The sequence below is a fragment of the Methanolapillus ohkumae genome (assembly GCF_032594355.1).
Classification (GTDB): Archaea; Halobacteriota; Methanosarcinia; order Methanosarcinales; family Methanosarcinaceae; genus Methanolapillus; species Methanolapillus ohkumae.
The window spans coordinates 1,441,401-1,466,719 of the sequence record NZ_CP131061.1 but is presented as its reverse complement, the minus strand read 5'-3'; the positions used below and the strand labels follow the sequence as shown (position 1 = coordinate 1,466,719).

21 protein-coding genes are annotated in these 25,319 nt (G+C 41.3%); 10 read left to right on the top strand and 11 right to left on the bottom strand.

Annotated features, from left to right (window positions below):
* Nucleotides 1-82: 82 nt before the first annotated feature.
* The 3 genes from ahbA to MsAm2_RS06355 all read left to right on the top strand — a co-directional run bounded on the left by ahbA (nucleotide 83) and on the right by MsAm2_RS06355 (nucleotide 2,088).
* Nucleotides 83-598 (top strand): siroheme decarboxylase subunit alpha, encoded by a 516-nt coding sequence (ahbA, locus tag MsAm2_RS06365; protein ID WP_338097424.1) that lies wholly within the window; start codon nucleotides 83-85, stop codon nucleotides 596-598.
* Between the two features lie 262 nt (nucleotides 599-860).
* Nucleotides 861-1,319 (top strand): siroheme decarboxylase subunit beta, encoded by a 459-nt coding sequence (gene ahbB, locus MsAm2_RS06360; protein ID WP_338098521.1) that lies wholly within the window; start codon nucleotides 861-863, stop codon nucleotides 1,317-1,319.
* Between the two features lie 76 nt (nucleotides 1,320-1,395).
* The gene (locus MsAm2_RS06355; RefSeq protein WP_338097423.1) at nucleotides 1,396-2,088 is read left to right on the top strand and encodes a precorrin-2 dehydrogenase/sirohydrochlorin ferrochelatase family protein; all 693 of its coding nucleotides are present in this window, start codon (nucleotides 1,396-1,398) and stop codon (nucleotides 2,086-2,088) included.
* A 14-nt stretch (nucleotides 2,089-2,102) separates the two neighbouring features.
* Here MsAm2_RS06355 and MsAm2_RS06350 read toward each other — a convergent pair whose 3' ends face one another.
* Nucleotides 2,103-2,606, bottom strand: a complete 504-nt coding sequence (locus MsAm2_RS06350) for a hypothetical protein (RefSeq protein WP_338097422.1) — start codon at nucleotides 2,604-2,606, stop codon at nucleotides 2,103-2,105.
* A gap of 538 nt (nucleotides 2,607-3,144) precedes the next feature.
* Between MsAm2_RS06350 and MsAm2_RS06345 the strand changes: the two genes are divergently transcribed.
* Both MsAm2_RS06345 and aglJ read left to right on the top strand, forming a co-directional pair.
* Nucleotides 3,145-3,696 carry a TATA-box-binding protein gene (locus MsAm2_RS06345; RefSeq protein WP_338097421.1) on the top strand — a complete coding sequence of 184 codons (552 nt, stop codon included), beginning with the start codon at nucleotides 3,145-3,147 and terminating at the stop codon, nucleotides 3,694-3,696.
* A gap of 319 nt (nucleotides 3,697-4,015) precedes the next feature.
* Nucleotides 4,016-4,990, top strand: a complete 975-nt coding sequence (gene aglJ / locus MsAm2_RS06340) for an S-layer glycoprotein N-glycosyltransferase AglJ (protein WP_338097420.1) — start codon at nucleotides 4,016-4,018, stop codon at nucleotides 4,988-4,990.
* A 494-nt stretch (nucleotides 4,991-5,484) separates the two neighbouring features.
* Here aglJ and MsAm2_RS06335 read toward each other — a convergent pair whose 3' ends face one another.
* The 8 genes from MsAm2_RS06335 to hemA form a co-directional block, all read right to left on the bottom strand.
* Nucleotides 5,485-7,758 carry a P-loop NTPase family protein gene (locus MsAm2_RS06335; protein WP_338097419.1) on the bottom strand — a complete coding sequence of 758 codons (2,274 nt, stop codon included), beginning with the start codon at nucleotides 7,756-7,758 and terminating at the stop codon, nucleotides 5,485-5,487.
* Nucleotides 7,759-7,956: 198 nt separating this feature from the next.
* Nucleotides 7,957-8,775: a dihydroorotate dehydrogenase electron transfer subunit gene (locus tag MsAm2_RS06330; protein ID WP_338097418.1), complete on the bottom strand. Its 819-nt coding sequence runs from the start codon at nucleotides 8,773-8,775 to the stop codon at nucleotides 7,957-7,959.
* Nucleotides 8,775-9,749, bottom strand: a complete 975-nt coding sequence (locus MsAm2_RS06325; RefSeq protein ID WP_338097417.1) for a dihydroorotate dehydrogenase — start codon at nucleotides 9,747-9,749, stop codon at nucleotides 8,775-8,777. Before MsAm2_RS06325 ends, MsAm2_RS06330 begins: the two co-directional genes overlap by 1 nt.
* A gap of 11 nt (nucleotides 9,750-9,760) precedes the next feature.
* Nucleotides 9,761-10,702: a hydroxymethylbilane synthase gene (gene hemC, locus MsAm2_RS06320; RefSeq protein ID WP_338098520.1), complete on the bottom strand. Its 942-nt coding sequence runs from the start codon at nucleotides 10,700-10,702 to the stop codon at nucleotides 9,761-9,763.
* Between the two features lie 107 nt (nucleotides 10,703-10,809).
* Entirely contained in the window at nucleotides 10,810-12,084 is a 1,275-nt protein-coding gene (gene hemL, locus MsAm2_RS06315) for a glutamate-1-semialdehyde 2,1-aminomutase (protein ID WP_338097416.1), read from the bottom strand.
* A 12-nt stretch (nucleotides 12,085-12,096) separates the two neighbouring features.
* On the bottom strand, nucleotides 12,097-13,089 hold the full coding sequence (gene hemB, locus MsAm2_RS06310; RefSeq protein WP_338097415.1) for a porphobilinogen synthase: 993 nt from the start codon (nucleotides 13,087-13,089) through the stop codon (nucleotides 12,097-12,099).
* 274 nt (nucleotides 13,090-13,363) lie between these two features.
* Nucleotides 13,364-13,762, bottom strand: a complete 399-nt coding sequence (locus MsAm2_RS06305; RefSeq protein ID WP_338097414.1) for a hypothetical protein — start codon at nucleotides 13,760-13,762, stop codon at nucleotides 13,364-13,366.
* A 154-nt stretch (nucleotides 13,763-13,916) separates the two neighbouring features.
* On the bottom strand, nucleotides 13,917-15,179 hold the full coding sequence (gene hemA, locus MsAm2_RS06300) for a glutamyl-tRNA reductase (RefSeq protein WP_338097413.1): 1,263 nt from the start codon (nucleotides 15,177-15,179) through the stop codon (nucleotides 13,917-13,919).
* 520 nt (nucleotides 15,180-15,699) lie between these two features.
* On the opposite strand from hemA, the gene hisF reads away from it, so the two are divergent.
* The 3 genes from hisF to artA all read left to right on the top strand — a co-directional run bounded on the left by hisF (nucleotide 15,700) and on the right by artA (nucleotide 18,939).
* A complete protein-coding gene (gene hisF / locus MsAm2_RS06295) occupies nucleotides 15,700-16,518 on the top strand; it encodes an imidazole glycerol phosphate synthase subunit HisF (RefSeq protein ID WP_338097412.1) in 819 nt (272 codons plus the stop codon).
* Between the two features lie 331 nt (nucleotides 16,519-16,849).
* Entirely contained in the window at nucleotides 16,850-18,049 is a 1,200-nt protein-coding gene (gene pscS, locus MsAm2_RS06290) for an O-phospho-L-seryl-tRNA:Cys-tRNA synthase (protein ID WP_338097411.1), read from the top strand.
* Nucleotides 18,050-18,078: 29 nt separating this feature from the next.
* Nucleotides 18,079-18,939 carry an archaeosortase A gene (gene artA / locus MsAm2_RS06285; protein WP_338097410.1) on the top strand — a complete coding sequence of 287 codons (861 nt, stop codon included), beginning with the start codon at nucleotides 18,079-18,081 and terminating at the stop codon, nucleotides 18,937-18,939.
* A 429-nt stretch (nucleotides 18,940-19,368) separates the two neighbouring features.
* Here artA and MsAm2_RS06280 read toward each other — a convergent pair whose 3' ends face one another.
* Nucleotides 19,369-20,106, bottom strand: coding sequence for an HVO_0476 family zinc finger protein (locus MsAm2_RS06280; protein WP_338097409.1), 738 nt, complete (start codon nucleotides 20,104-20,106; stop codon nucleotides 19,369-19,371).
* Between the two features lie 358 nt (nucleotides 20,107-20,464).
* Here MsAm2_RS06280 and MsAm2_RS06275 point away from each other — a divergent pair, with 358 nt between their 5' ends.
* Nucleotides 20,465-21,130 carry a winged helix-turn-helix domain-containing protein/riboflavin kinase gene (locus MsAm2_RS06275; protein WP_338097408.1) on the top strand — a complete coding sequence of 222 codons (666 nt, stop codon included), beginning with the start codon at nucleotides 20,465-20,467 and terminating at the stop codon, nucleotides 21,128-21,130.
* Between the two features lie 77 nt (nucleotides 21,131-21,207).
* A complete protein-coding gene (gene ribB, locus MsAm2_RS06270; protein WP_338097407.1) occupies nucleotides 21,208-22,002 on the top strand; it encodes a 3,4-dihydroxy-2-butanone-4-phosphate synthase in 795 nt (264 codons plus the stop codon).
* A gap of 168 nt (nucleotides 22,003-22,170) precedes the next feature.
* On the opposite strand, the gene MsAm2_RS06265 is transcribed toward ribB, so the two are convergent.
* Nucleotides 22,171-25,077: a U32 family peptidase gene (locus MsAm2_RS06265; protein ID WP_338097406.1), complete on the bottom strand. Its 2,907-nt coding sequence runs from the start codon at nucleotides 25,075-25,077 to the stop codon at nucleotides 22,171-22,173.
* Nucleotides 25,078-25,319: the final 242 nt, after the last annotated feature.

Here is a 25,319-nt window from a genome sequence, read left to right as displayed (position 1 = left end):
TATTTATTAATTAAAATGGTCGTTTCCAAACAATTATAAAAATAAATGGATTGCAGAATTGTAAAAACAGATTACAATGAAAATGCAAATGAAAAAACGTGAGATACGGATTATGGAACAAACACCGCTGATTTCATCGGCGTCCCCGATTGAACTCGATGACATCGACAAACAAATTATCAACCTCATTCAATTGGATTTTCCGGTGACGGTTCATCCGTTTGAGATCATTGCCGAAAAAATCGGGACCACGGAAGATGTCGTGATTGAAAAATTAAAGCGGCTACAGCAGGAAAAAGCAATCCGGCGGATAGGTCCCGTGATTAATACGCGTGGGCTGGGCGGTTCCAATACGCTCGCCGCCGTTAAAGTCCCGGCGGTCCAAATTGAAGAAGCGGCAGCGGTCATCAGCAAATATCCTGAAGTTTCCCACAATTATCTTCGAAATGAGGAATACAACATCTGGTTTACCGTGTCTGCGCCGACACAAGAACGGCTGGATACCATCTTATCGGAAATTCAGGAAAAATTAAAGTGTCCGCTTTTGAATCTGCCGACGGTCCGGCAATTTAAAATCCAAGTCAAATTCAAATTATAATTCCATCACAATTTATTATTCAATTCCATCCAAATTATAATTCCATCAAAATTTATTATTCAATTCCATCCAAATTATAATTCCATCACAATTTATTATTCAATTCCATCCAAATTATAATTCCATCCAAATTATAATTCCATCACAATTTATTATTCAATTCCATCCCATTCATGAATCCCTCGGAGAAAAAAGCGTGCCGGAAAACACAAAAGAAATTGCGGAGAATCTCATAGTCCGAAAAGAAAATCCGTCTGCCCGGTTGGATGATACGGATGAAAAGTTAATCCGGCTGATGCAAGATGGAATTGAGTTTACTCACGCTCCATTTTTGGAATACGCAAATGTGCTGGGCATTTCCGAAGAAGAGGTCGTTTTCCGAATCAAGACTCTTGCGGAACAAAAAAAAATCCGCCGTTTCGGCGCGTCCATTGGTCATCTGGTGATCGGGTTTACCGCAAACGCAATGTGCGTTTGGGATGTCGCGCCAAGCAAAGTTTCAGATACGGGGAAAATCATGGCATCGTTTGATGAAGTCAGTCATTGCTATGAACGTCCACGGACGGCGGAGTGGCCGTACAATATGTACACGATGATTCATGGACGCAGCACCGAGGAATGTGAAGCGGTCGCTGTTAGAATTTCCGAAGCGGTTGGTATTGCGGACTACAAACTTGTTTTCAGTGAAAAAGAATTCAAAAAAACAGGGGTTCGTATATGAAAAAGAACATGGGATTAAAATCCTGAATGGAAACTCGGATTAATAATCCTGAATAGAACAAAAAAGAGAGAAAAATATGAATGAAAATATGAATGAATACAAAGAGATTTCCAATCCATATCTGCCTCTTTTTATTGATTTTTCCGAAAAGCCTGTCCTCATTTTTGGCGGCGGTACCGTCGGGGAACGCAAAGCTCTCCGATTTATGAAGAGTGCGCCTGTCACGGTCGTCAGCCTTCGATTTACAGATCTGCTTTTAAAAAATGCCCAATCCGGTCAAATTCAAATTCTTGAAAAAGATATTTCCAAAATGTCCGACGCCGATTTAAAAACACTTATGAAAGGTGTGTTTTTGGTTGTTGCCGCAACACCCAGCAACGCTTTAAACGACCGAATTTCCAAAATTGCGAAATCCACCGGCATTTTGGTCAACCACGCGGGCGGTGCGGACGCGGTGGTCATTCCGTCCCTCATTGAAAAAAACGGGTTGTCAATCGCGATTTCCTCCGGCGGGGAAAGTCCTGCGGTTACGAAGTATGTCCGCATTCAAATTGAAAAAACAATCGGCTCCGATTTTGAAAAAATGATTTTGATTCAAAATGAGATGCGGGAAGAACTCAAAAAGACAATTCCGGACCAAAAGAAACGGCAAGCGGTTCTTTGGGAAATTATGGATTCCGATGAAATTTGGGAACTCTTAAAAAGTGATTCGGATGCGGATTTTGAAAAAGCCAAAAAGAAAGCATATGAAATTGTGAAAAATGTGTAAAATCATTTTTTGTTTTAATTTTTAACCCGGCACATCGGGGCTTCGCAAAATCCGATGAGGTAATAAGCCTTCTCTTCTTTTTGAAAAATTAGCGTTTTCACATATCGTTTGGATTTGAACAAATCAAAATAAACAATTTCGGCAGCCTCTAATTCTTTTTGAAATGAGGATGCATTGAATTTTTCAAAATTTTCAAGATATTTTTCATCAGAATTTTCGTTCCATTCGTTTTCTTCATTTTCCTCCTCTTCATCATTTTTTTCGCTGTCCGGTTCGGGCAATTCCAATTCCAGCCGCTGGATTTCTTCCGGGGAAAGTTCGACCGAAAACTGAGCGGCGGACAATTGCGTATCGGCGGTGTTTTTATTTAAACCGGTTCGAAACATTTCATTTTTATCCTCAAAATCATCTCCCATGTCATCAAAGTCATCATCAAAGCCCGTTCTAAAGGAAAAACCGCCGGCTGAAAGTAAATCCGCAATTTCATCAAGTGAACAAAATGAATCTTCAATTTCCATGAAGAAAAGAAGGGGCTTCTCCTATTTAAAAGATTTAAAAATGATTTCAAACCAATGAAAACCGAAAATTCGGAACCGTTAAAAATATTTAAAAATATTTAAAAATATTTAAAAATAAATTTAAAAGAATGCGGCTGGATTTGTGCAACTTCCCAAAAAGAGAGGCAAAATGTATAAAAAGTATATAAATTTTATATACACCTTTATATAGGTGGTGAAACATTTACATGTGCACCGCAAAAATATGAATTACTGTTGTGATTTTTATTTTCGGCAAAACCTTGCCACTCTTTGATATATTATATATCGGGAGAATTAATTATTTTAATGTAAATTAATTTAATATTAATTGTTTGAATTAATTATTTTAAAATTAGTTATTTTAAAATTAATTGTTTGAAATTAATTGTTTGAATTAATTATTTTAAAATTAGTTATTTTAAAATTATTATTTGGAATTTATTTTTTGTATTTGTAGATTTATCAATATTATGCATTTTATAAATTTATTTAAAAATGATTGAACGGTCGTATCCTTATGAGCGAATCTAATATTAAAATTGAAAATGTCGTCGCATCGACGAAGCTTGCGAATGAATTTGACTTAAACTTAATTGTTGAGAAATTCCAAACCGCCGAATACAACAAACAAAAATTCCCGGGACTCGTTTATCGTGTTTCCGATCCGAAGGCGGCTTTCCTGGTTTTTACATCCGGAAAAGTCGTTTGTACCGGCGCGAAAAATGTCGAAGACGTTCACACCGTCATTGGAAACATGGCTAAAAAATTAAACGGAATCGGAATCGCAACTCTTGCAAAGCCGGAAATTTCCGTCCAAAACATCGTCGCGTCCGCCGACTTAAAAACTGTTTTAAATTTAAACGCAATCGCAATCGGATTGGGTCTTGAAAATATCGAATACGAGCCGGAACAGTTCCCGGGACTTGTGTACAGAATCAATGACCCTAAAGTCGTCGTTTTAATTTTCAGTTCCGGAAAGCTTGTCGTTACTGGCGGAAAATCTCCCAAAGATTGCGAGCGCGGCGTTGAAGTTGTTCGCGAACAACTCGATAACATGGGGCTTTTGTAAAATTCAAAAATGATCCGTTCGTGATTCGTTTTTGAATCATTTTTGAATCATTTTTATTTTTTTAATTTTCAAATGGTCATTTGTATAAAAAGATGGAATAAATTCAATACCTTTTTATACAATATAATATTTTTTTGATAATATGTAACTTTTGTTGTTACGATTACACGTTGTTTTTATCGAAATATTTTTATTAATATCTGCCATTGGTAAGTTGCTGAATTATTGTTGTAATTGTCGTTGAATTGTTGTTGTAATTGTTGTAATATTTAAATTTTTAAAAGTTGCATTTATCATTTGAGTAATTTTAGTGATTTTTATGCCATCGAAAAAAAATAATTCTGAGAGAATTTCTGAAAAGAACAATCTGATTTTTGACAAAAATGATGTTTGTATTTTTATTCCGGTTTTAAATGAGGAAGCCGCCATCAAAGAAGTGATAGGCGGCTTTAAAGAAGAAGGATTCAACAACATTTTGGTCATGGATGGAAACAGTAAAGACAAAACCCGGGAAGTTGCGCAAGACGCCGGCGCCCGTGTGGTTGTTCAAAGCGGAAAAGGAAAAGGCCAGGCGATGATTCAGGCGTTTTCCATGATCCACGAAAAATATATTGTGATGATTGACGGGGATGGCACCGAGCTTCCATCTGAAATTTATTTGCTGTTAAATCCGGTTTTGGAAGGAAAAGCCGATCACGTCGCCGGTGATCGGATTGCCGGCCGGACCAAAAACGCGTTTAAGCCGGTCAATTTGTTTGGAAACCAGTTAATGAATTGGATTTTCCGCCGCGCTTTTAATGCCGACTTGTATGATATTTTAACCGGCTACCGTGCGTTCACCCGCGAGGCGATTCGTGAATTAGATTTAAAACAAAACGGTTTTGTCATTGAAACCGAGTTGACGGTTGAGTGTTTAATGAAAGAGCAGCGCTTGATAGAGGTTCCGATTACGTATCTTCCCCGGCAAAAAGAAGTGGCCACCAAATTAAATCCGGTCAAAGACGGATACCGGATCAGCACCGCCGTTTACAAATATTCCCGCTTTTACAATCCGATTTTCTTTTTCGGCATTTGGTCCGTATTTTTCACGGCTGTTACCGCCATTATCGCCGGCTACGCGTTTTATGTGGAAAACGACCTGCTTTTGATGGGAACCGGATGGTTTATGTTTGTTGCAATCATGCTTCTTGTTGCCGGATTTGTCGCAGACATCAACGCCACCTTGCACCGCAAAACATTAAAAGCGATCAAAGCCAACCGAAAACAAACCGAACAGGAATACGATAAATTCTAAAAATTTAATGAGAAAGCTTCACCGCTTTCTTTTTTATTCTTTTTTTAAATTCTTTTTTTTCTTTCTTTTCTTTTGTCTGATTCTTTATTAAGTCCGGACAGCAGGATTTTTTTGCGGCGGCGGCATTTGAGAAGAACATGGTACGGATTTTTAAAATTTTATTCGAAACACGGAGGCGGTATTTTAAGAATGGAACAAAACACAAAAACACAATAACTATTTTCCCAATCCAAGAAAACCCTCCCAAAAATTCGGACGCGCACGCGCGTCCGAATTTCTCGGATTGTAATTATGGATAGATATTATACAGTAAACAATTGCAGCAAGCTAAAATCAGAATCAGTTGCAGCAAGCTAAAATCAGAATCAGTTGCAGCAAGCTAAAATCAGAATCAGTTGCAGCAAACTAAAACCATAAACAGACGCGGCAAACTAAAACCATAAACAGACACGGCAGTCCAAAAATTAAAATTAAAAAACTTTAAATTTTAAATTTTAAAATTTGGCTTTTAATTTTTCATAAAATGCCGCATCTTCTCCTGATGCCGATAAGAACAACTTTTCCACAATCAATTCCGGTGTGCTTTTTGCGATATGATTTTTCACGGGATTTCGGTCCACGACCAAATTCAAATTTTCATCTAAGCCCTTGGCTTCGATTCCATCGACTTGAACCGGAATGGAACAATTTTTCATGATCGGTTCCGCCAAATGGGATACAAAAAGGGAAAGAGCGTTTCCGTCGGCACAAAACGCTTCCAAAAGTCCCGCGATGATTTTCGCGGAAGCCCCAGGCTCGGTAATGGCTTCCAATTCATCGGCAAAAACCGCTTTTTTCTTTTCGTATTTATCAAAAGTCAAACCTGCCTTTTCTCTTTCAGGTTTTTTTGTTTTAAAAACTGCCGCAAAATTCCGAAGCGTTGTCTCAAAAGCGCCGGCATCCAGCGTTCCTTTGGATTTTCCGAAGTAGTAAAACTCATCCAAGGACGACATGGAAAAGGATTGAGCCGGCACCGGGAACCCCATGTGCGCCAAAATAAAACATTGACCCAAAAGTTCCAAAAGCGATGTTTTTCCGCCCGAATTCACTCCGCTTAAAATTGTCACGGAATTTGTCGCATACGAAACAGGAACAACATGAGACAAACCATATTTTTGAGACAAAAACAAATTTTTGCCGGCATCCATCGAAAATGACAAATTTTTGTCCCCTTTGCCGCTTCCATTTTCTCTGCCGCTTTTACCTTCTTTGCCGCCTCTGCTCTCCTTTTCATCTCTTTCTTCCCATTTTGGAAATGTCATCTCATGCGCCAAAGCAAAGGCCGCCACCGAAAACCAAACATCCGATTCCAAACAAGCGGTAATTAATGATTCACACATCTCTTTTTGTCCGGCCAATTCTTTTGACAAAGATTTTTTGTGAGAATGATTCCGCTCGGTAATTTTTGAAGAAATATGTTTCTTAAATCGAGACAAAACATCCGGCTGAATTTGAACCGGGCAGGAAATCTCATCCCCAAAAACATCCCAAAGAAGCATGTCCTCATCTTTTTTCAACGCTAATTTTTCCGATATTTCCGCTAAACTTTCCGCAAAAAATCCCCGGCAGTTTTTCGATACTTTTTCAAAAACAATCTCTTTTAAATCAATGCCGGACATCACTTTCATCATTTGAGCGCCATCCAAAGTCAGCGTCGAAGACGACAACGACTGTTCGATTTTAGAGGACAACGTGCCGGCCGATTTTAAAAAAATCTCCTCGCAATTTTTTAAAATCAAATTCAGCCGGTCGGATTCCGGGTCAAACCCGGCCGCAAAATTTCCGGACGCATCGATTTTTGACACAAGAGTCCGAAGGGACAAAGCGGCCTCCGCCGTCATTTTGGAGTAAACGCCGCCCAAAGTTCCCGCCGCCATAATTTCCGCTAATTTTAATGAAGCCAAAATCGATTTTTGATTTTGAATGAAAAAGTCCAGCGCAATTTCCGGAACAATCTGCTCCAATGTTAAATTCTCAAAATTTCGGAAATATTCATAACCGTCCGGAATATCGAATTCCGGAAACTCAAACAAAATTACAGACGGATACGCGCTCAACAAATCCGCGGCTTCCTGCGGATCCAAAACCCAATGAACCGCCAGATTTTTGCCGAATTTTTCCTTGGCGGACAAATATGTTTTTTCGGTAAATGTTAAAATGACTTTATCTTTAATTTTTGCGGCAGCAGCGGTTCTTGCGGGAGTGATTTGAGACAATAAATTTGAAATCAATTCGATTTCATCCTCGGAAAACGAATGAATCAAGTCCATGTGACTTTGAATATTGGCAGAAACCTCTTCCCTTCGATTCGATTTTTGTTTCGGGTACGGGATGAACAGGTCCATGTAATCCGACGCATAAGCCGTGTGGCAATATTTTTTCAAAATCTTTAAAATGCCTAAATACAACGATTCAGCTTCCTTCGTTTTTAAGAAATCCCCGGCGCAAATACCTGTTTGACTTTTGACAACATTGGAAATCAGCGACTGCGCTGCTTTTTTTGTCATTCCTTCAACCAAACAAAGTTCTCGGATTTCCCCTTTTAAAAGAACAAAAAGCGCCTTTTCTTCACTTTTAAAATGAGTTATCAACCGTTTTTCAAGAATCGGCCCGATTCCCGCAATGTCCCGCAAATGAAGAGATGAAACCATTTCATTCTCCGGATTGTCTTTCGGATGAGAAGTCTGAATTGAAGAAACAAAAGACATTTGTTTCGGTTCCGTGATCATACCGCTCTTTACGAAAAAAAAGAATATAAAGGTCCGGCAAGCAGGGTGAAAGTAAAAAAGTATTTTAATAAATCTTCCAAAAAAATTCAAAACTTATGCCAGTCTCATTGAAAAATACCGGTTTTATTTCCGATCTGGTTTTGTTTTTTATCCGGTTTTGATTTTTATCCGGTTTTGATTTTTATCCGGTTTTGATTTTTATCCGTATTTGATTTTTTTGCCGGACGCGTCTCGATGATGTTTTCCAAATTCCGAGTTCAAAAGAACCGTTCCCGGAAAAACCGGTCCGTCTTTACAGACGCGAACACCCGTCTCATCCAGGCAGCAGGCACCGCAAACACCGATTCCGCATTTGAAATACCGTTCCATGGAAAATTCGGATTTTTCCACCGCATTTTTTTGAATCAAAATATCCATCACGAATTTCATCATCATTTCAGGACCGCAGACATAAATTTTGGAATAATTTTCCAAATCCATTTCCGATAAAACGGATGTGACAAATCCTTTTCGTCCCAAGGAGCCGTCGTCGGTGGTTAAATAAACTTCCCCCGCCTTCTTCATCCGGTTTTCAAAAATCAAATCATCCGCACTTTTTGCGCCCAAAAGAGTTGTCACACGGGCACCGGCTTCTTTGGCCGCTTCCGCAAGTGGTGCCAACGGCGCTGCGCCGATTCCGCCGGCAACAATTAATATATTTTCCAACTCATTCGGGATTGAAAATCCACGGCCGAAAGGACCACGTAAGCCGACCGAATCCCCGGTTTTTAATTCAAAAAGGGTGGTTGTTGCATCTCCCACCACTTGAAACGTCACGCCGTTTAAATGGGAACATCCAAGAGGGATTTCATCCGTTCCCCGAATCCAAACCATGGAGAATTGTCCGGGGGTCATTCCCGCAAAAACGGAATCAAAAAGAAGAGTCCGCTTTTTATTTTTGGCCTCATCGATTATTTTCACGATTTTGGCGTTTTTCGGGCGCCCCGTAAAATTTGAAAAACAATTACAGTTGTCCATTATTTTTTTCCTCCGGCGCAAGAACCACAGCTGGATTCTTGTTTTTTGGCGTTTGCCGGTTTTTTCGTATGGCTCAGCCCGATAATTTCCGATACATCCCATCCTTTCTCTTTCATAAACCGCTCGGCACCCGCCCAAACATCTCGGAATACAAAATCATTTTCATAAACCGCCGAGCCGATTTGAACGGCGGACGCACCCGCCATCATCATTTCAATCATGTCTTCCCATTTGGAAATGCCGCCGACTCCAATCACCGGAATGTCCAACGCTTCATACAAATCATAAACACATTTAATCGCAACCGGTTTTATGGCGGGTCCCGAAAGACCGCCCGAACGGTTTCCTAAAACCGGCCAGCCGGAATGGATATCAATGGCCATCGCCCGAATTGTATTTATCGCCACCACCGCGTCCGCCCCGCCTTCCTGTGCCGCAAGACCGATTTCTTTAATGTTTGCCACATTGGGTGTTAATTTCACCCACACCGGAATCGGCTGAGCCGCATCCTTTACAGCATTCTTTACCGCCGCCATAATTTCGCGCACATGTTCCGGCCGGCTGCCGATATCCGCACCATATCCTTTCGCATGCGGGCAGCTTAAATTCAGTTCAAAAGCATCGGGCATTGACGGCAAAAGTCCTTTTGCGACCTTGACAAAATCCGAAGAATCTCCACCAAAAATGCTGGCCACCACTGGTGCTTTGGTTTTGCTTTTTACAAACGAAATTTCGCCGCGAAATTCCTCAAAAGAAGGATTCGGAAGTCCCATCGCGTTGATAAAACCATGTTCTAAAGCAATCATCGATGGATTCGAATGTCCGAAAACCGGGGTCGGTCCGATCGATTTTGTAACAACGCCGCCGGCGCCGTTATTGATTTGGCGGACCATCGACGCGCCCGTTGTTCCTAAAACACCGGCGGCCAAAAGCGTTGGGTTGGGCAGTGTAATTCCCGCAACTGAATATGTCAAAATTCTTCGCCTCACAATTTTTGATTCCGAAGTTGTTGAATGTAGCAAACTGCTTCATCCGCAAGCATTTTTCCACCGGAGGACGCCAATTCTTTTCCCATCTGTTCCGCCTCCGCCTTCCAATTGTCCGCCGAAATTTTTTGGTCCGCTTTGATGCTTTTGGTTCCGTCACAAGAAAGAACTTCCGCCCGCACCCGGATTGTTTTGCCGTCCAGCTCAAATTTCGCGTACGCACCAATCGGCGTCGTGCAGCCGCCCTCCAAATCTTTCACAACCAACCGCTCAATTTGGGTTTCAATTTGAGACGGGCGGTGATTCAAAAGCGCAACGGCATCCACCGCCGGCGTGTTTGCCAAAGCGACAATGGCCACCGTTCCTTGATTGGGAGATGGGCAAAAATCATCAATCGGAAGACGAACCCGAACAATATCGTCCCAGCCCATTCTTTCAAGGCCCGCTTCCGCCAAAAGAATTCCGTCATATTGTCCTTCATTTAATTTTCGGATTCGGGTGTCGATATTTCCTCGAAGTTCTTCCACCCGCAAATCCGGACGGTAACGCAACAGCTGCGCGCGGCGCCGCATGGAGCTGGTCCCGATCATCGCGTTTTTTGGCAGCTCGTCAATGGAGAGTCCCTCTTTGGTCAACAATACATCATAGGGAGAATCCCGCACAAGAACGGCGGCCGTAATGAGTTCCGGCGGGCGGAGTGTCGGTAAATCTTTCATCGAATGAACAGCGATTTCAATGCCTTCTTCCACCATCGCGTCATCCAGTTCCCGGACAAATGCGCCAACGCCGGTGGAAACTTGGTAAAGCGGACGGTCGACAAAGCGGTCGCCATCCGTTTTAATAATTTTTTCCGTGGTCAAAAAACCTTTTTCTTTGAGCAAACCAGCTACTTTTCGTGTTTGAGCCAAAGCCAGATTACTTCCGCGGGTTCCGATAATCATCATGAAAATCCTTGTGTATTGATTCAAATTAAGGGTCAGGAAAAATATTGAAAATTATTTTTTAATTAATTACTTTAATTATTGTTATTTTTTCAATTTATTATGAATTATTTCTTCTTCGGCAGATTTTTCTCAAAGGCCGCAATTGTTTTTTCGTAATCTTCTTCGGTATGTGCCGTTGAAATAAAATTTGTTTCAAATTGAGACGGCGGCAAAAAGATTCCGTCATCCAGCATTTTTTTGAAGAATTCCATATAACCGGCGGCGTCGCACTTTAAAACTTCTTGGTAATTCGTTGGTTTTTCCCCGAAAAACACGACAAATAAAGACGCAATGCCGCTGACATAATAATTGAGTTTTTTGTCCGCAACAATTTCGGACAGGGATTTTCTAAAAGCGTCGCCTTTTTTATTGAGCGTTTCCCAAATACGATTTTGCTTCATGTAATCCAAAACGGCAATTCCCGCCGCCATGGAACACGGACTTCCGGAAAACGTTCCGGCTTGATAGACGGGACCGCTCGGGGAAATAAGTTCCAATATTTCCTTTCGGCCGCCAAAAACGCCCACCGGCATGCCGCCGCCGGCAATTTTTCCAAGCGTCGTGAGGTCCGGTTTAATTTGATAGTATTCTTGAGCACCGCCCGGCGCCAATCGAAAACCGGTGATGACTTCATCAAAAATCAATAAACAATCATTTTCAGCCGTGAGCGCACGCAATTCTTTTAAATAATTTTTTTCCGGCAGAACCGGTCCGATGTTTCCTAAAACCGGTTCAATAATGACGGCCGCTAAATCATTTTTGTTTTTCTCAATGATTTTTGCCATCGCCTCAATGTCATTGTACGGCACTTGAAGCGTATTTTTTGTTACATCGGTTGGGATTCCCGGAGAATTCGGCTCGCCATGCGTGGTCGCGCCGGAGCCGGCTTTCACCAAAACCGCGTCGTGCGCGCCATGAAATCCGCCTTCGATTTTTATGATTTTGTTCTTTTTAGTAAACCCGCGCGCCAGCCGAATCGCGCTCATCGTCGCTTCTGAGCCGGATGACACAAAACGCATCATTTCAACGGAGGGGTAAAAAGAGGAAATTCGCTTCGCTAAATTAATTTCCAATTCGGTCGGTGTTCCATACAGCCAGCCTTTGTCCAATTGCCGGACAATCGCTTGTTTGATGACCGGGTGGTTATGCCCAAGAATTGCCGGGCCGTACGCCATGCAATAATCAATAAATTCATTGCCATCCGCATCATAAATTTTGGACCCGTCGGCAGACTCCACATAAAACGGAAACGGCTTAATCGCGCGGACCGGACTGCTGACACCGCCTGGGATAATTGTTTTTGCCGTTTCATAGAGTTCTTTGGATGTATCAAAATTCAAAAAGACCGCCCCTTATTTTTTGGATAAATCAGATAACATTTCCGCTATTTCTTTTGCGTAATACGTAATAATTAAATCGGCACCGGCCCGCTTCATGGAAAGCATGGATTCATAAAAGCATCTTTTCTCATCCAGCCAACCGTTTTTTGCCGCCGCCATAATCATCGAATATTCTCCGCTGACTTGATAAACCGCAAGCGGCATTTGAAATTCTTGTTTCATCCGGTAAACGATATCCAAATACGGCATGCCCGGCTTGACCATGAGAATGTCGGCACCTTCCAAAACATCCAGCTGTGTTTCGCGGACGGCTTCATTTCCGTTGCCGGGATCCATTTGATATGTGGACCGATCGCCGAAACTAAATCCGGAGTCGGCGGCTTCTCGAAACGGCCCGTAAAAAGCGGACGCGTATTTGGAAGAATAAGACATAATCGGCGTGTTTTTAAAACCGTTTTCATCCAAAGCTTCCCGAATCGCCGCAATCATGCCATCCATCATGCCGGACGGCGCCACAATATCGGCACCGGCTTTGGCGTGGCTGACTGCGATTTTTCCAAGAATCGGAAGAGTTCGGTCGTTAAGAATTTCATGCGTATCCATATCCACAAGGCCGCAGTGTCCGTGGTCAGTGTATTCGCACATGCACAAATCGGTGATGACCAGCAGTTTGTCCCCAAATTTTTCTTTGATACGGCGCACCGCTTCTTGGACAACGTCGTGGTCGCCGTAAGAGGCTGTTCCGGCAGCGTCTTTATTTTTGGGGATTCCAAAAATCAAAACAGCCGGAATTTTTAAGTCATACGCTTCTTTTGCCGCGTCAGCCGCCATAGAAAGCGGCCATCGGAAGACGCCGGGCATGGACGAGACGGGAATTTTTTTTGTCGCGTTTTCATCTACGAAAAAAGGATAGATTAAATCCGATATGGATAAGGTGTTTTCCCGCGTCATTTCTCTCAGAAGGCCGGTTCGAAGCCGTCTCATGCGGTGGATTGGAAAAGGCATTTGAAATCTCCTTGGATTTTGATTTCTTGAAATTTTAAGATTTGAAAATAAAAATGAACTGAACAGATATTAAATGAACGAATCCTTTGCAAAAAAAATCCTTAAAGTCATCCTTAAAATCAAAAAGGTTAAAAAGAAAAAATGAAAAAGAAATGAGCATAAGAGATTGTTTTTTTCAACGAATTTTTTTTCAATGAATCTGTTCATGAATTCGTTACCAAACAATTCGGCATCAAGATTTATTTCCGGATTTATTATTTGAAATTCGTTTTCATTAAATGCTTTCAATTACGAAATAATTGAATATTCCTTTTAATCCTTTTTTCAATATTTTTTCAAATTCGGCATTATTTTGAAGGACTTTAACACTGATTTTATCCAATTCGTCCGGCGTGGCTTCCGGTTGCAGCCAAAAATCCCGATGAACATTTAAAATTTCATAAACGTCGTTGGATTCCTCGGTAAATATTTTGGAATAATCGTTGAGTTCGTCCATGGCTTTGGAAAAGTTTTTGCCGTCTAAGTCCAACGCATTCTGATAAAGTTTGATTTGATAAATCGGGTCCTCGTCTTGAACCGTCAAAATGGAAATGCCGTAATCCTCATCATCCCGCTTTGAAATAATAATAACATTCATCTGTTCGTTTATGATCTCTTTTAATTTGACGTCCATGTCCCATCCCAACATTAAAAATTATAAATAGATTTTGCTTTTTTATCGAGTTGACAAATTCAAATGAGTAGAATATTTTTAAATAACAAAGATTTTATTTGTGTTTTTCATGTTGACTCTTTTTTCTATTATTTATTTTTTTTCACCAAAAAAGTCATTTTCCGTTTTTCAAATCAGTTTGGATGTTAAAGACGCGCGCTACGGCTTCCAATAATTCGTCATTGTCTTGCTCGGCGGCATTTCTGAGAATCTTTGTCGGCTCGGCCAGAATTTGATTGGCGATGCTATGGGTCAGATTTTCAAGAATGTTTTCCTCAAATTCACCAATGGTGTGTTTGACACGGAATTTGTTGACCGCCTTATATTTTTCTTCTTCCCGAATTCCGTAAACATTTTTGTACAATTCGGAAATGATAAAGTCGGCCTTCTGGCGTTTAAATTGTTTATCTAAAAGAATGAGTTCTTCGTCAATAATTTCAACCACTTTTTTGACTTCCTCGTTTCTCATTTTAAGAGTTTGTTCGCTGATAATGCGTAAGTTGTCGATGTTGCAAAGCGTGACGCCCGGAAGTTCTCCGACGGATTCTTCAATATCTCGGGGATTTGCGATGTCCACCATAAAAAGGGGTTTTCCATTCCTTTTTTGAAGGCTTTTTTCAACGGTCGCTTTTGTTAAAACATAGTGAGGCGCACCGGTTGCACTGATTAAAACGTCGGCGATTTCCAAATGAGACAAAATTTCATCAAAATGAATGGCTTTTCCGCCCAGCTCATACGCCAGATCCCGTGCTTTTTTAAATGTCCGGTTGGAAATGTAAATCGCGTCCAGATTTTTATCGGCCAGCGCGCGCGCGACCAAAACGCCGATTTCTCCAACGCCGACAACCATAATGGATTTTCCTTCCAGGCCGCCCAAACATTCTTGCGCTAAATCAACAGCTGCCGACCCAATAGAAACCGAACCTTTATTGATTTTGGTCTCGGTCCGCACCCGTTTTCCGACTTGAATCGCTTTGGTAAAAGCCGTGTCCAAAATGCGGCCGATTGTTTTTTGTTTAACCGCCAGGGTGTATGCGTCTTTGATTTGTCCCAAAATTTGGTCTTCCCCAACAATCATGGATTCCAGACCGGACGCTAATTTTAAAAGATGAATAAGCGATTCCTCATGGTCATAAAAATCAACAATGCGGGCTTCGACTTCCAATTCTTTTGAAAAATTAAATAAAACACTGCTTCCTTTTTCGGAAACGACATAGATTTCAGCCCGGTTGCATGTTTTTAAAATAACGCACTCGTATACGAATTCTTTCTCATAAAGCTTTTGAAGCATCTCTTCGGCCGTCAGCGTCCACGCGCATTCCATTTCGGCAACCGTGGCTTTTTTGTGAGAGATGATCATGCTTGAAATTTCATTCATAGAAAAACGATCCACCTAATTTTTCGATTCAATGAATAAATCCGTTTTAAACAGCCTGACAATTTTTAAACAATTTGTTTTAATTCGTTTAACTTTTTTAAACCCGTTTTTCTAAAAAGGTTTTAAGTTAATTTTTGAAAAAATAATTGAAATGATCCTTAAAAAATCTTGAAAAACAAAATTTGCAAAACACCGTATTACTTTCATCATATAAATGTAATACCCGTCAAATCCGCCAAGTCAGCTGAAAAATCAGGCGGGAATTAAAAATTAATTCTTTTTTTTGCCAAAGATTTTAAGTTTTTCAAGAATCCGGATGAATCAGATTAATTTCCCGAATAAATGTGAAAAATAAATAAAAAACTTCTGTTTCAAAAGGGTCAATATCCGAAAAGCAGAAGTATCTTTTTCAAAAAACAACCTTTTTTGAGGAAATAAGATCCTTTTTGGAAATGTAACGATTGAGCGTGATTCATTCATCAAAAAAGTATATAAACCATCTCCATTTAAAAGAAAAACTATGTCAAAGGAAAAGCGAATTATTCCCTGTCTTGACCTTCTTCTGGACGAAAAAGGCGGTAGAGTTGTGAAAGGCATCGAATTTGAGGAACTTAAAGATGCCGGAGATCCGGTTGAATTTGCCAAAAAATATGAAGCGCAAGGTGCGGACGAGCTTGTCTTTTTGGACATTACGGCTTCCGTTCAAGGACGGGAAACGCTTCTGGACGTCATCAAACGCGCGGCGTCTGAAATTTCCATTCCGTTTACGATCGGTGGCGGGATTTCAACACTGGACGCCATTCAAAAAAACTTAGATGCAGGCGCGTCCAAAGTCTCAATCAATACGGCCGGTGTCAAAAATCCGGCATTTATCGCGGAAGCGGTGAAAAAATTCGGGTCGGATAAAATCGTGATTGCGGTAGATTGCAAACGAAATCCGGATGTTTCCGTCCCAAATGTTCATGTTTATGAAGAAGGTGGAAAGAAATTCTGGTATGAAGTGGTTGTGATGGGCGGCAATTCCGGAACCGGAATGGATGTGGTGGACTGGGCGAAACAGGTGGAAGACCTGGGAGCCTGTGAAATTTTGCTGACCAGCAAAGACCGGGATGGCACTTGTGATGGGTATGACCTTCCGGCAACGCGTGCGGTGGCTGAGGCGGTTTCCATTCCGGTAATTGCGTCAGGCGGCGTTGGAACGATTGACCACATGGTCAAAGGAGTAATTGACGGAGAAGCCGATGCCGTTTTAGCGGCCAGTGTTTTTCACTTTAACAAGTACACGGTTGGCGACGTGAAAAAAGAATTCAAAAAACACGGGATTCCGGTTTACGAATAATCTTTTTCCTCTATTTTTAAAATCTTTTATGTATTTTCCTCCTCTCCTCCTTTTTTTCATTTTATTTATTTTTGATTTGTTTTTATTTTTTTCAGTTTTTTGTTTTTATTTTGTTTTTGGCGGCGGCATGCGCGCGTTATGGCAACATTTTTTTAATTTTCCAAAAAACAGCGGGTCGGCCTTTTAAAAATAACCCCATAATCTTGGATGGATTTTATTTTTTTTCTTTGCGATCCATTTCTTTTATTTGGGTTGGATTCATATTTTTATAGTTTAGCGGCAATATCTTTTCGAATCAAATCGGTTTTATTTTCAGTTCAGGTGGAAAATCATGTCTTTAGATGATAATTCTTTACAAATGTTTCAATTTATTAAACGGGATGCGTTGGATTCGATTAATATCGACCCGCTCCAAACCGGCGGAAAACTCACGGACGCGGCCAAAGACGCATTACTGGAATGGGGGGACGGTTATTCCGTTTGCGATTATTGTGGCGGGGTTTTGGATTTGATTAAAAAACCGCCGATTGAAGAATTTGTTCACAAAATGCTCCCTGAATTTTTAGGAGTCGGCGCCGCTCGCGTCACAAACGGTGCCCGCGAATCTAAATTCGCAATCTATCATTCTTTGGCCATGGCCTCCGGACAATCCGGTCCCAAGTCCGGTTATGTTGTCATGGATTCTTTGGCGCACTATTCCAGCAAGGTGGCGGCGGAGCGTGCAGGCTTGGACATCGTTTTTACAAAACCCGCGGAGAAGCCGGATTATCTGATCCGTCCCCATGATTTTTTGGATGCGATTGAGGCGGGCATTTCCGAAAAAGGAAAAAAGCCGCTCGCCGTTCAAATTACGTATCCGGACGGAAATTATGGAAATTTGGCCAACGTTTTAGAAATTTCCAAAATCGCGCACGAATATGAAATTCCGGTGCTGCTTAACGGTGCGTATTCGGTCGGCCGGATGCCGGTGAATGCGAAACAGTTGGGCGTAGATTTCATTGTCGGCAGCGGTCATAAATCCATGGCGGCATGCGGTCCGGTTGGTGTTATGGGGATCGTGGACGCCGACAGTGATTACGCGAAAAATTTATTTCAAAAATCCAAATACAACAAGGTTAAAGAAGTGGAGCTTTTGGGATGCACCTCCCGCGGCGCTCCGATTATGACTTTAATGGCGTCCTTTCCCGAAATTGTCCGGCGGACAAAACCGGAAAACTGGGAAAAAGAAGTGGAAAACGCCCGATATTTCATTAAACGGCTGGAAGATACCGGAAAGTTTATTCTTTACGGACAAAAACCACATCAACACGATTTAATATTCTTTGAGGCGCCCGGGTTTTACAGCATTTCCGAAAAAATCAAAAAGGGACGCTACTTCTTGTATCAAGAACTCAAAGAAAAAAAGATTCACGGCATCAAACCGGGGCTGACCAAAAATTTCAAAATCAGTACGTTTGGCGTCGGAAAAGAAAATTTAAAATATGTGGCGGACACCTTTGAGGAAATCTTAAAAAAATATGACGAAATTTAAATAATTAAAAACAAAACAGGAGAATAATCTTGGAAAACGAATTATTTTGGATTTCAATCGCTTTGATGATTGTTTCCCTTTTGCTGTACAAGGAAAAAAAGATCTTTGAGGTTCTTTGTGGTGTCGCTTGGATTTTATTCGGCTTTTATTGGCTGTCTCTCATCTCGCATTATTATGAAATTTCAGACTTTACCAATATCGTTCTCATCCTTCTCCTTTTCCTTTTCTGTATGATTTTAGCGGTTTTTGCCGGCCGGACTTTTAAAAATAAAATCCGGGAGGCCGACCCGCAAAATCCTGTTTCCCAAGAATTGGAGAAAAAAGTGCGCCTGTTCTTTGACGTTACCAAGCTGGTCGCTTTGGTTTGCATCATCTATATGCCGTTTAAAATGATTGAGCCTGTCAATTATTTTTTAATTGATATGGTGGCAACGCAGACCACCGCTCTTTTGAATCTGCTTGGCTACGGTGCGATTCATACGGCATACAATTCCATTTCATACAACGGCATTTCCGTGACTATTATTTTGGCATGCACCGCCATTGAAAGCATTGCTTTTTTTACAGGACTTGTTTTGTCGGTCCGGACCTCAAATACGAAAAACAAAGTATTTGCGTTTTTGCTGACCGTTCCGGTGATTTACATTCTTAATCTGCTGCGTAATGTTTTTGTGGTGATTGCTTACGGAGACATGTGGTTTGGCGCGGACAGTTTTGTTATTGCGCACCACTACATCGCAAAAGCGGGATCCATGATCATACTCATCGTTTTGGCATACGTTACCTTGAAATTGCTTCCCGAAACAATGGACATGGCTGCCGGCCTTTGGGATTTGGTGACCGATGAAATTCGTTCCGTTTTTAAAATCGGAACAAAAGGTCAAAAATAAGCAAAATTAATCGGCTGTTTTTCAAAAAAGCAAAACAAAAAAGCAATTATAATCCTAATCAAACAAACCCTTTCAAAAATTCGGACGCGTTCCCGCGTCCGAATTTTTCGGAATTGTTATTACGAATAGATATGTTGATGGAAATGCAGCAATCCTAAAAATAGTAAACAATCGCCGGGATTATAAAATTAAAAAAAGCCGCCTCATCGTTTTTGTCAAAAATTTTAAAGAATTTGCCGCCATAACGCGCGCGGTGGCACAACACAAAAAAGAAAAAACAAAAAAATGTAAAAATATGAAAGAAAAAAATGTAAAAATATGAAAGAAAAAAATGTAAAAATATGAAAGAAAAAAATGTAAAAATATGAAAGAAAAAATATGAAAAAATGAAATCCATCGATTCTTGAATATTTCTTTCATCCATTTATTTTACCGGTTTTCCCGCTTCCCGCTGTCGTACATGCGGTGCGGTTTTTTGGCGTAAACCCGTTTGATTTTTTTTGCCAAAACCGTTTCCCCCGCTTTTGAGCGGAATCCACCGCCTCTGATTTTAATGGAGACAATCGGATAGGTTTTTCCGTCGATTTTGACATTTTGCCCGACGATGTAAGAAAAGTCTCCCGGCACCTTTTGGTCAAATGATTTGGTGATGTCTTTGTCCTGAATGGCAATTTTCACGGTCACTTCATCGATTGCGCGTCCCCAAATCGTATCTAAATCTTTTGCAAAGGCGGCCGGTCTTTTTTGTTCTTTCATTCCAAGCGACGTAATCACAATCGGATACGCTGTCCCGGAAATGTCGTCATCGACAATGATTTCATCGTCCACGAAAAACCGCTCTTCTTCGTTAAAAGTGGTTTGAAAGACAGTGGTGTTTTCCATCTGGCTGACAATAATTTTGAGTGTTTTCTTCTTCGGGCGGCTGATCCGGTAACTGTTAATTTGTCCGCAATCCATGCAGCGTGCCACAGGACTCTGCCCCGATTTAATGATTTGGTGCCACGTCTCATCCTGCGGTGAACAAGACGGGCATTTTAATTCAATTTCTCCGAATTCGGATTCTGAATTCGAATCGGATCCGGATTCTTCGGAAATATTTTCTTCCGATTGGACCTCTTCAACGCTGTCCACTTCTTCTTTAAAGTCATCTGTATTTGTATTTATCATTGTGAATTCACCTGAAAAATTGAACAATCAATTTTAAAACAGAACAATTGCACGAATAGTATTTGAAATCTTGTTTGAAATCCTTTTGAAATATTATTTGAAAATATATTGAAATCTTTTGAAATATGTTGAAATCTTGTTTGAAATCCTTTTGAAATATTATTTGAAAATATATTTGAAATCCTTTTGAAATATGTTGAAATATTATTTGAATTGTAAAATCTCTATTTTTTTGATTTTGCCGATTTTTCAAATATAAAACTATTAATAGAATGCCTATCTCATATTTGAGACACATCTTAAATTTGAGATTATTTCTAAAATATTATTTCAATTATTTTAAAGAAGGGACGATCCTTTGGACCAAATCAGATATTTAAAAATGCTTGCGCTTCTCGGTTGCGGCAAAAAGTCCGTCAAAATTTCGGTCAAAGATTTGGAAAATGAATTGCAGACAAGCGATAAAACCATTTCCCGCAACTTGAAAATTTTAGAAGACGACGGTCTTATCGGCCGCGAAATCACCGGCACCGGACAAAATATCATGATTCGTCCCGGCGGCCTGAAGCTTTTGGAATTGGAATTTGCGGACTACAAGAAAATTTTCGATGCCGTACAAACCATTGATATCGACGGCACCATTGTTTCCGGAGTCGGGGAAGGTAAATATTATATTTCCATTGACGGGTACCGGAAACAATTTGAAGAAAAATTATGTTTTCAGCCTTATCCGGGAACGCTCAACGTCCGCGTCCGGGAATACTGTCTCCCGCATCGAAAAAAATTAAAAGAAATGCCGTCCGTTAAAATCAACGGATTTTCCGACGGCGGACGAACATTTGGAGAGGGTTACTGCTATCCCTCCGAAATTCGAGGTGTCAGCTGCGCCATTATTGTTCCGGAACGGACACATTACCAAGAAGATTTGCTTGAAATCATTGCGCCGGTGAACCTGCGAGAAACGCTGGACCTCAAAGACGGGGACGACGTCTCCGTGTTCGTCGGAAAATCTGCTTGTCCATGATTCTAATTTTCAATTTCGTTCATTTCAATTTTATCATTTTCATTTTCATTTTCATTTTTCAATCAGAAGGAAAAAATATGGTTCAAAAATCTACATCTTCCACATCTTCAGATGTTGGTTCCGCAGGCTGCTGTCCGAATTTATGGGGACCGGAATATTCCAAAAACATAAAGCAAGCGCTTTGCGCTGTCCAAGAAGGCCGTTTTTTCCTTCTTTATGATTCTGATAAACGGGAAGGGGAAACTGATTTTGTCATCAGCGCAACCGCCGTGACACCCGCGGATGTCTGCCGTATGAGAAAAGATGGCGGCGGTCTTATTTGTGTCGCCATCGGCCCGAATGCCGCAAAAACGATGAAACTTCCGTTTATGGCGGACGTTGTTAATGCGGCGGCAACAAACCCGAATGCAAAACTGGATATCGGAACCGTTGTGGAGCGGGAAGGCGACATTCAATATGACAAAAAATCTTCCTTTTCAATCTGGGTCAACCACCGGCAAAACCGGACCGGAATTCCCGATAACGACCGGGCCTTTACAATCAACCGTCTCGGCGAAATGACCAAAAAAACAGATGCAGGAGACTCGGTAGAGTTCGCGTCCGAATTTCGAACGCCCGGACATACCGCGACGCTTCGTGCGGCAGAGGGTCTTTTGGATGTCCGCCGCGGACAAACCGAACTCTCCATTGCTTTGGCAATGATGGCCGGCGCCAATCCGGCGATGGTGGTTTGTGAAATGCTGGACGATACAAACGGGCAGGCGCTATCAAAAGAAGACGCGAAAAATTACGGGAAAAAACACGGCTTTGTTTTTGTTGAAGGATACGAAGTGGTCGAAGCCTTCGACTTGTGGAAATCCTGTCAAAAATGAAGGATGAAGAATTAAAAATGAAAATAAAAAATGTGAAAATAAAATATGATATAAAAAAACTAAAGAAAATTAAAGATGAAATCTTAAACTAAAAAATATGAAAGTAAAAAAGCTCGAGAATCGGGTTTTTTTACTTTTGTTTTCTTCTTTTTTCTCTTTTAAATCTATTTAATAAACCCCGCGGATAAAATTTCCCCGGGTAAACTCGGCGCCGTCCTTGGATTCTTCCGAATCATTTCCGGTTTCCAAAATTTCGACCTGGCTTTCTATTCTTTCGATTTCTTTTTTGTAACGGGTGACCAATTCCTTGATTTCATCCGGGGTGTGTCCGACGCCGTCAATTCTAAAGGCGGTGATTCCGGATTTTTTTAATTTCGGCAACAAATCATATGCGTTGAGTTCTTTGGAATTAAAAATAAATGTTCGTCCATGCGTATCCGCTAAAACCGGGAAGACAAAGTCTTTAGAATCCGCAAGCGTGTACCGGAATATTTTTTGGTCTTCCAAACACCGGTCATTTTTATGGCGGACTTTTTCGTTTTCCTTTTCTTTATCCTTCAGCAAAGTTTCCAAAAGCGGATGCTCAGTCACCATCAAACGTCCGCGGCCGTGGACAATGCATTCCAGATTCGCATCCGCATATTTTCCCCGCATCTTTAAGTTTTCCGACAGAGCTGCAATGTCTTTTATGGAAAGTTCGGATGATAGTGTGATAAAAGAAGCACCTTCGTCGGACATCATTTCCGCGGCACGGGCATTGAATATATTGAATGCGCCATCTGTTCCGATATTGAATTTTTCGTTTAATTTGGTCTGGACAAAATAATAGACACCCGGATTGGACGCTAAAATTCCGGAAATTCCAAGGCCGGAGAACTCAAACAAGGTTTTGTAAAGGACATCAAAGTCCTCTTCTTTGGTGACAAACGATGTTTTGAGCCAAATTTTTTCAACATCTTGCGGGTCTATTTCCAAAATCAATTCTCGGATGTCATCGGGACTCAGCCCGTAATTTTCTCCGGTCAGCGGATCGGAAAATATATCGCCTCCGACATAAATCCGGTCGGCGCCGGCGGCAAGTGCACCCTTTACATCCTCTTTTGTGTAGGCCGACACGGTGAGCAAAAGCGGTTTTTCCAAAGACCGACCGCTCAATTCCAAATTGATTTGGTTTGCATTTTGATTTGCATTTTGAGTTTGGTTTGCATTTTGATTTGCATTTTGAGTTTGATTTTCATATTCTATTTTTTGGAAAAAGACAGCTTGTGTTTCCAAAACACTTTGCTGGTCCGGTCTTGACCGGCCGACCCGTGCGCTTAAAAGTTCCATCAGTGCTTTATTTCGTGTTTCTTTGAGAACACCGACCGGAACAAAACAATCTCCGGTCAGGTCAACAGCGGCTGATAAAACGGAGTAGATGGGACTTGCGGGTTTGGACAAAATGTCCTCCGCCTGCTCTTTTGAAAACGGATTTTTTTGAGCGGGCTGCACAATATATTCCGATTCGATTTGAATTTCGTTTCCGTCTTCGTCCTTTGCCGCAATTTTTATCGGGACACCGACCCGGATTTCACAGCTGATATGAATTGGAATTTGAATCGGAATCGGCGGCGCTAATTTTTCAATCCATTCCATAATTGCTTTTGTTTTTTCCGGCTCGGATTTGGAATTGAGGTTTGCGTTTTTGATACCGGCTCGGATGTCTTCCTCTTGCATTTCCGGCAATGTTTTTTGGATTTCCTTTTGAAGATTAAAGTCCGATGTTTTGTAGACGAAATCCCCGATTTTTGGGAAATCCTCTTCATCGCCGCTGAAAAGAACCGGCGCGATAATATTGGCCGTTTCGCCATCGTTTGCAAGGTTGACTATTTTTCGGGACACATACATCTTTTTCACTAAAAAGCCTTGCCGCGGGTCTTTTGAAAAGTCGGTTTCCCGCCCGACATCTCCGACGGAAATTCCATCTTGGGACGACAAAGATGCCGACAAAAGAACGCTGATTTGTTCCCGATCCGGGTCGATTGCGGTGACTTTTCCAATGAGAATTCCTTTATTGTACGGAAGTCTCCGGCTCATCAGCTCGTTTTTCGGATTTTTGACAAAATATCCGCTCGTAAAATCACGGTTGAAAAGTTTCTTTAATATTTCTTTTTCTTCTTTGGTCGGGCCGGCGGTTTTTCCGGCAGTTGGTCCGGCGGATTGTCTGACGGCTTGTCCTTTTTCTTTTCTTTTGGAGTCAAAATTCCGATCCAGAGAAATGTACCGGTCGATGATTTTCCGGTAGACGGAGACAACCCCTGCCACATATTCCGATTTTTTCATGCGCCCTTCGATTTTAAAAGAATCGACGCCGATGTCGATGAGCTGATGCAATTCCTCTGATGCGTTGAGGTCTCGCGGGCTGATAAGATATTTGCCGTCGGTTGCCATATTTCTGCCATCCGCCGCAAGAGTGTATTTTTTCCGGCACGGTTGCGCGCACTGTCCGCGGTTTCCGCTGCGACCGCCAACGGTTCCGCTGAACAAGCACTGTCCGGAGTAGCAAATGCAAAGTGCGCCGTGAATAAATGTTTCAATTTCAATACCGGATTCCTTTATGGAGGACAGTTCGGAAAGAGTATTTTCCCGGGCGGGAACAATTCTTGAAATTCCTTTTCCTTTCAAAAAAGAAGCGTGGTAAGAGTTGTGGACGGTCATTTGCGTGCTGGCGTGAAGCTCAATGGGAATGTCCGGACATTTTTGCAGCAAATTCAAAAATCCCAAATCCTGCAAAATAACGGCATCAACACCTCTCTCGTACAGCTCAAAAAATAATTTCATGACATCGTCCAGTTCGTCGTCCCGAAAAAGCGTGTTTAATGTCACAAATATTTTTTTCCCGAACGCATGCGCGAAATCCATCCCGATTTGGATTTCATCGTCCGAAAAGTTTCCGGCATAAGCGCGCGCGTTAAACCGAGACGCACCTAAATAAATCGCGTCGGCGCCATTTTCAACGCCGGCGATTAACGCAAGCAGCGTCCCGGCCGGCGCTAGAAGTTCCGGTTTTTTCTCCGGCATCCGTAAATCTGTCATAAAATATTCCCCCCATCCCTGAAAATATGATTTTTTAAATTTTTTGATAAATATTGTGTATTTGATTTTTGATTTTGATTTCGTTAAACGAATTGATAGAATAAAATGGTAAGCCTTTAATCTTCTTTTTCCTGCAATGTTATAAATAGGAAAAACAGAATTTGAGTATTTTATTAAATGTGAATTTCTGCATGAATCTTGCAGAAGCATGAATTTTCGTATGAATTTAAAATGCACGAATC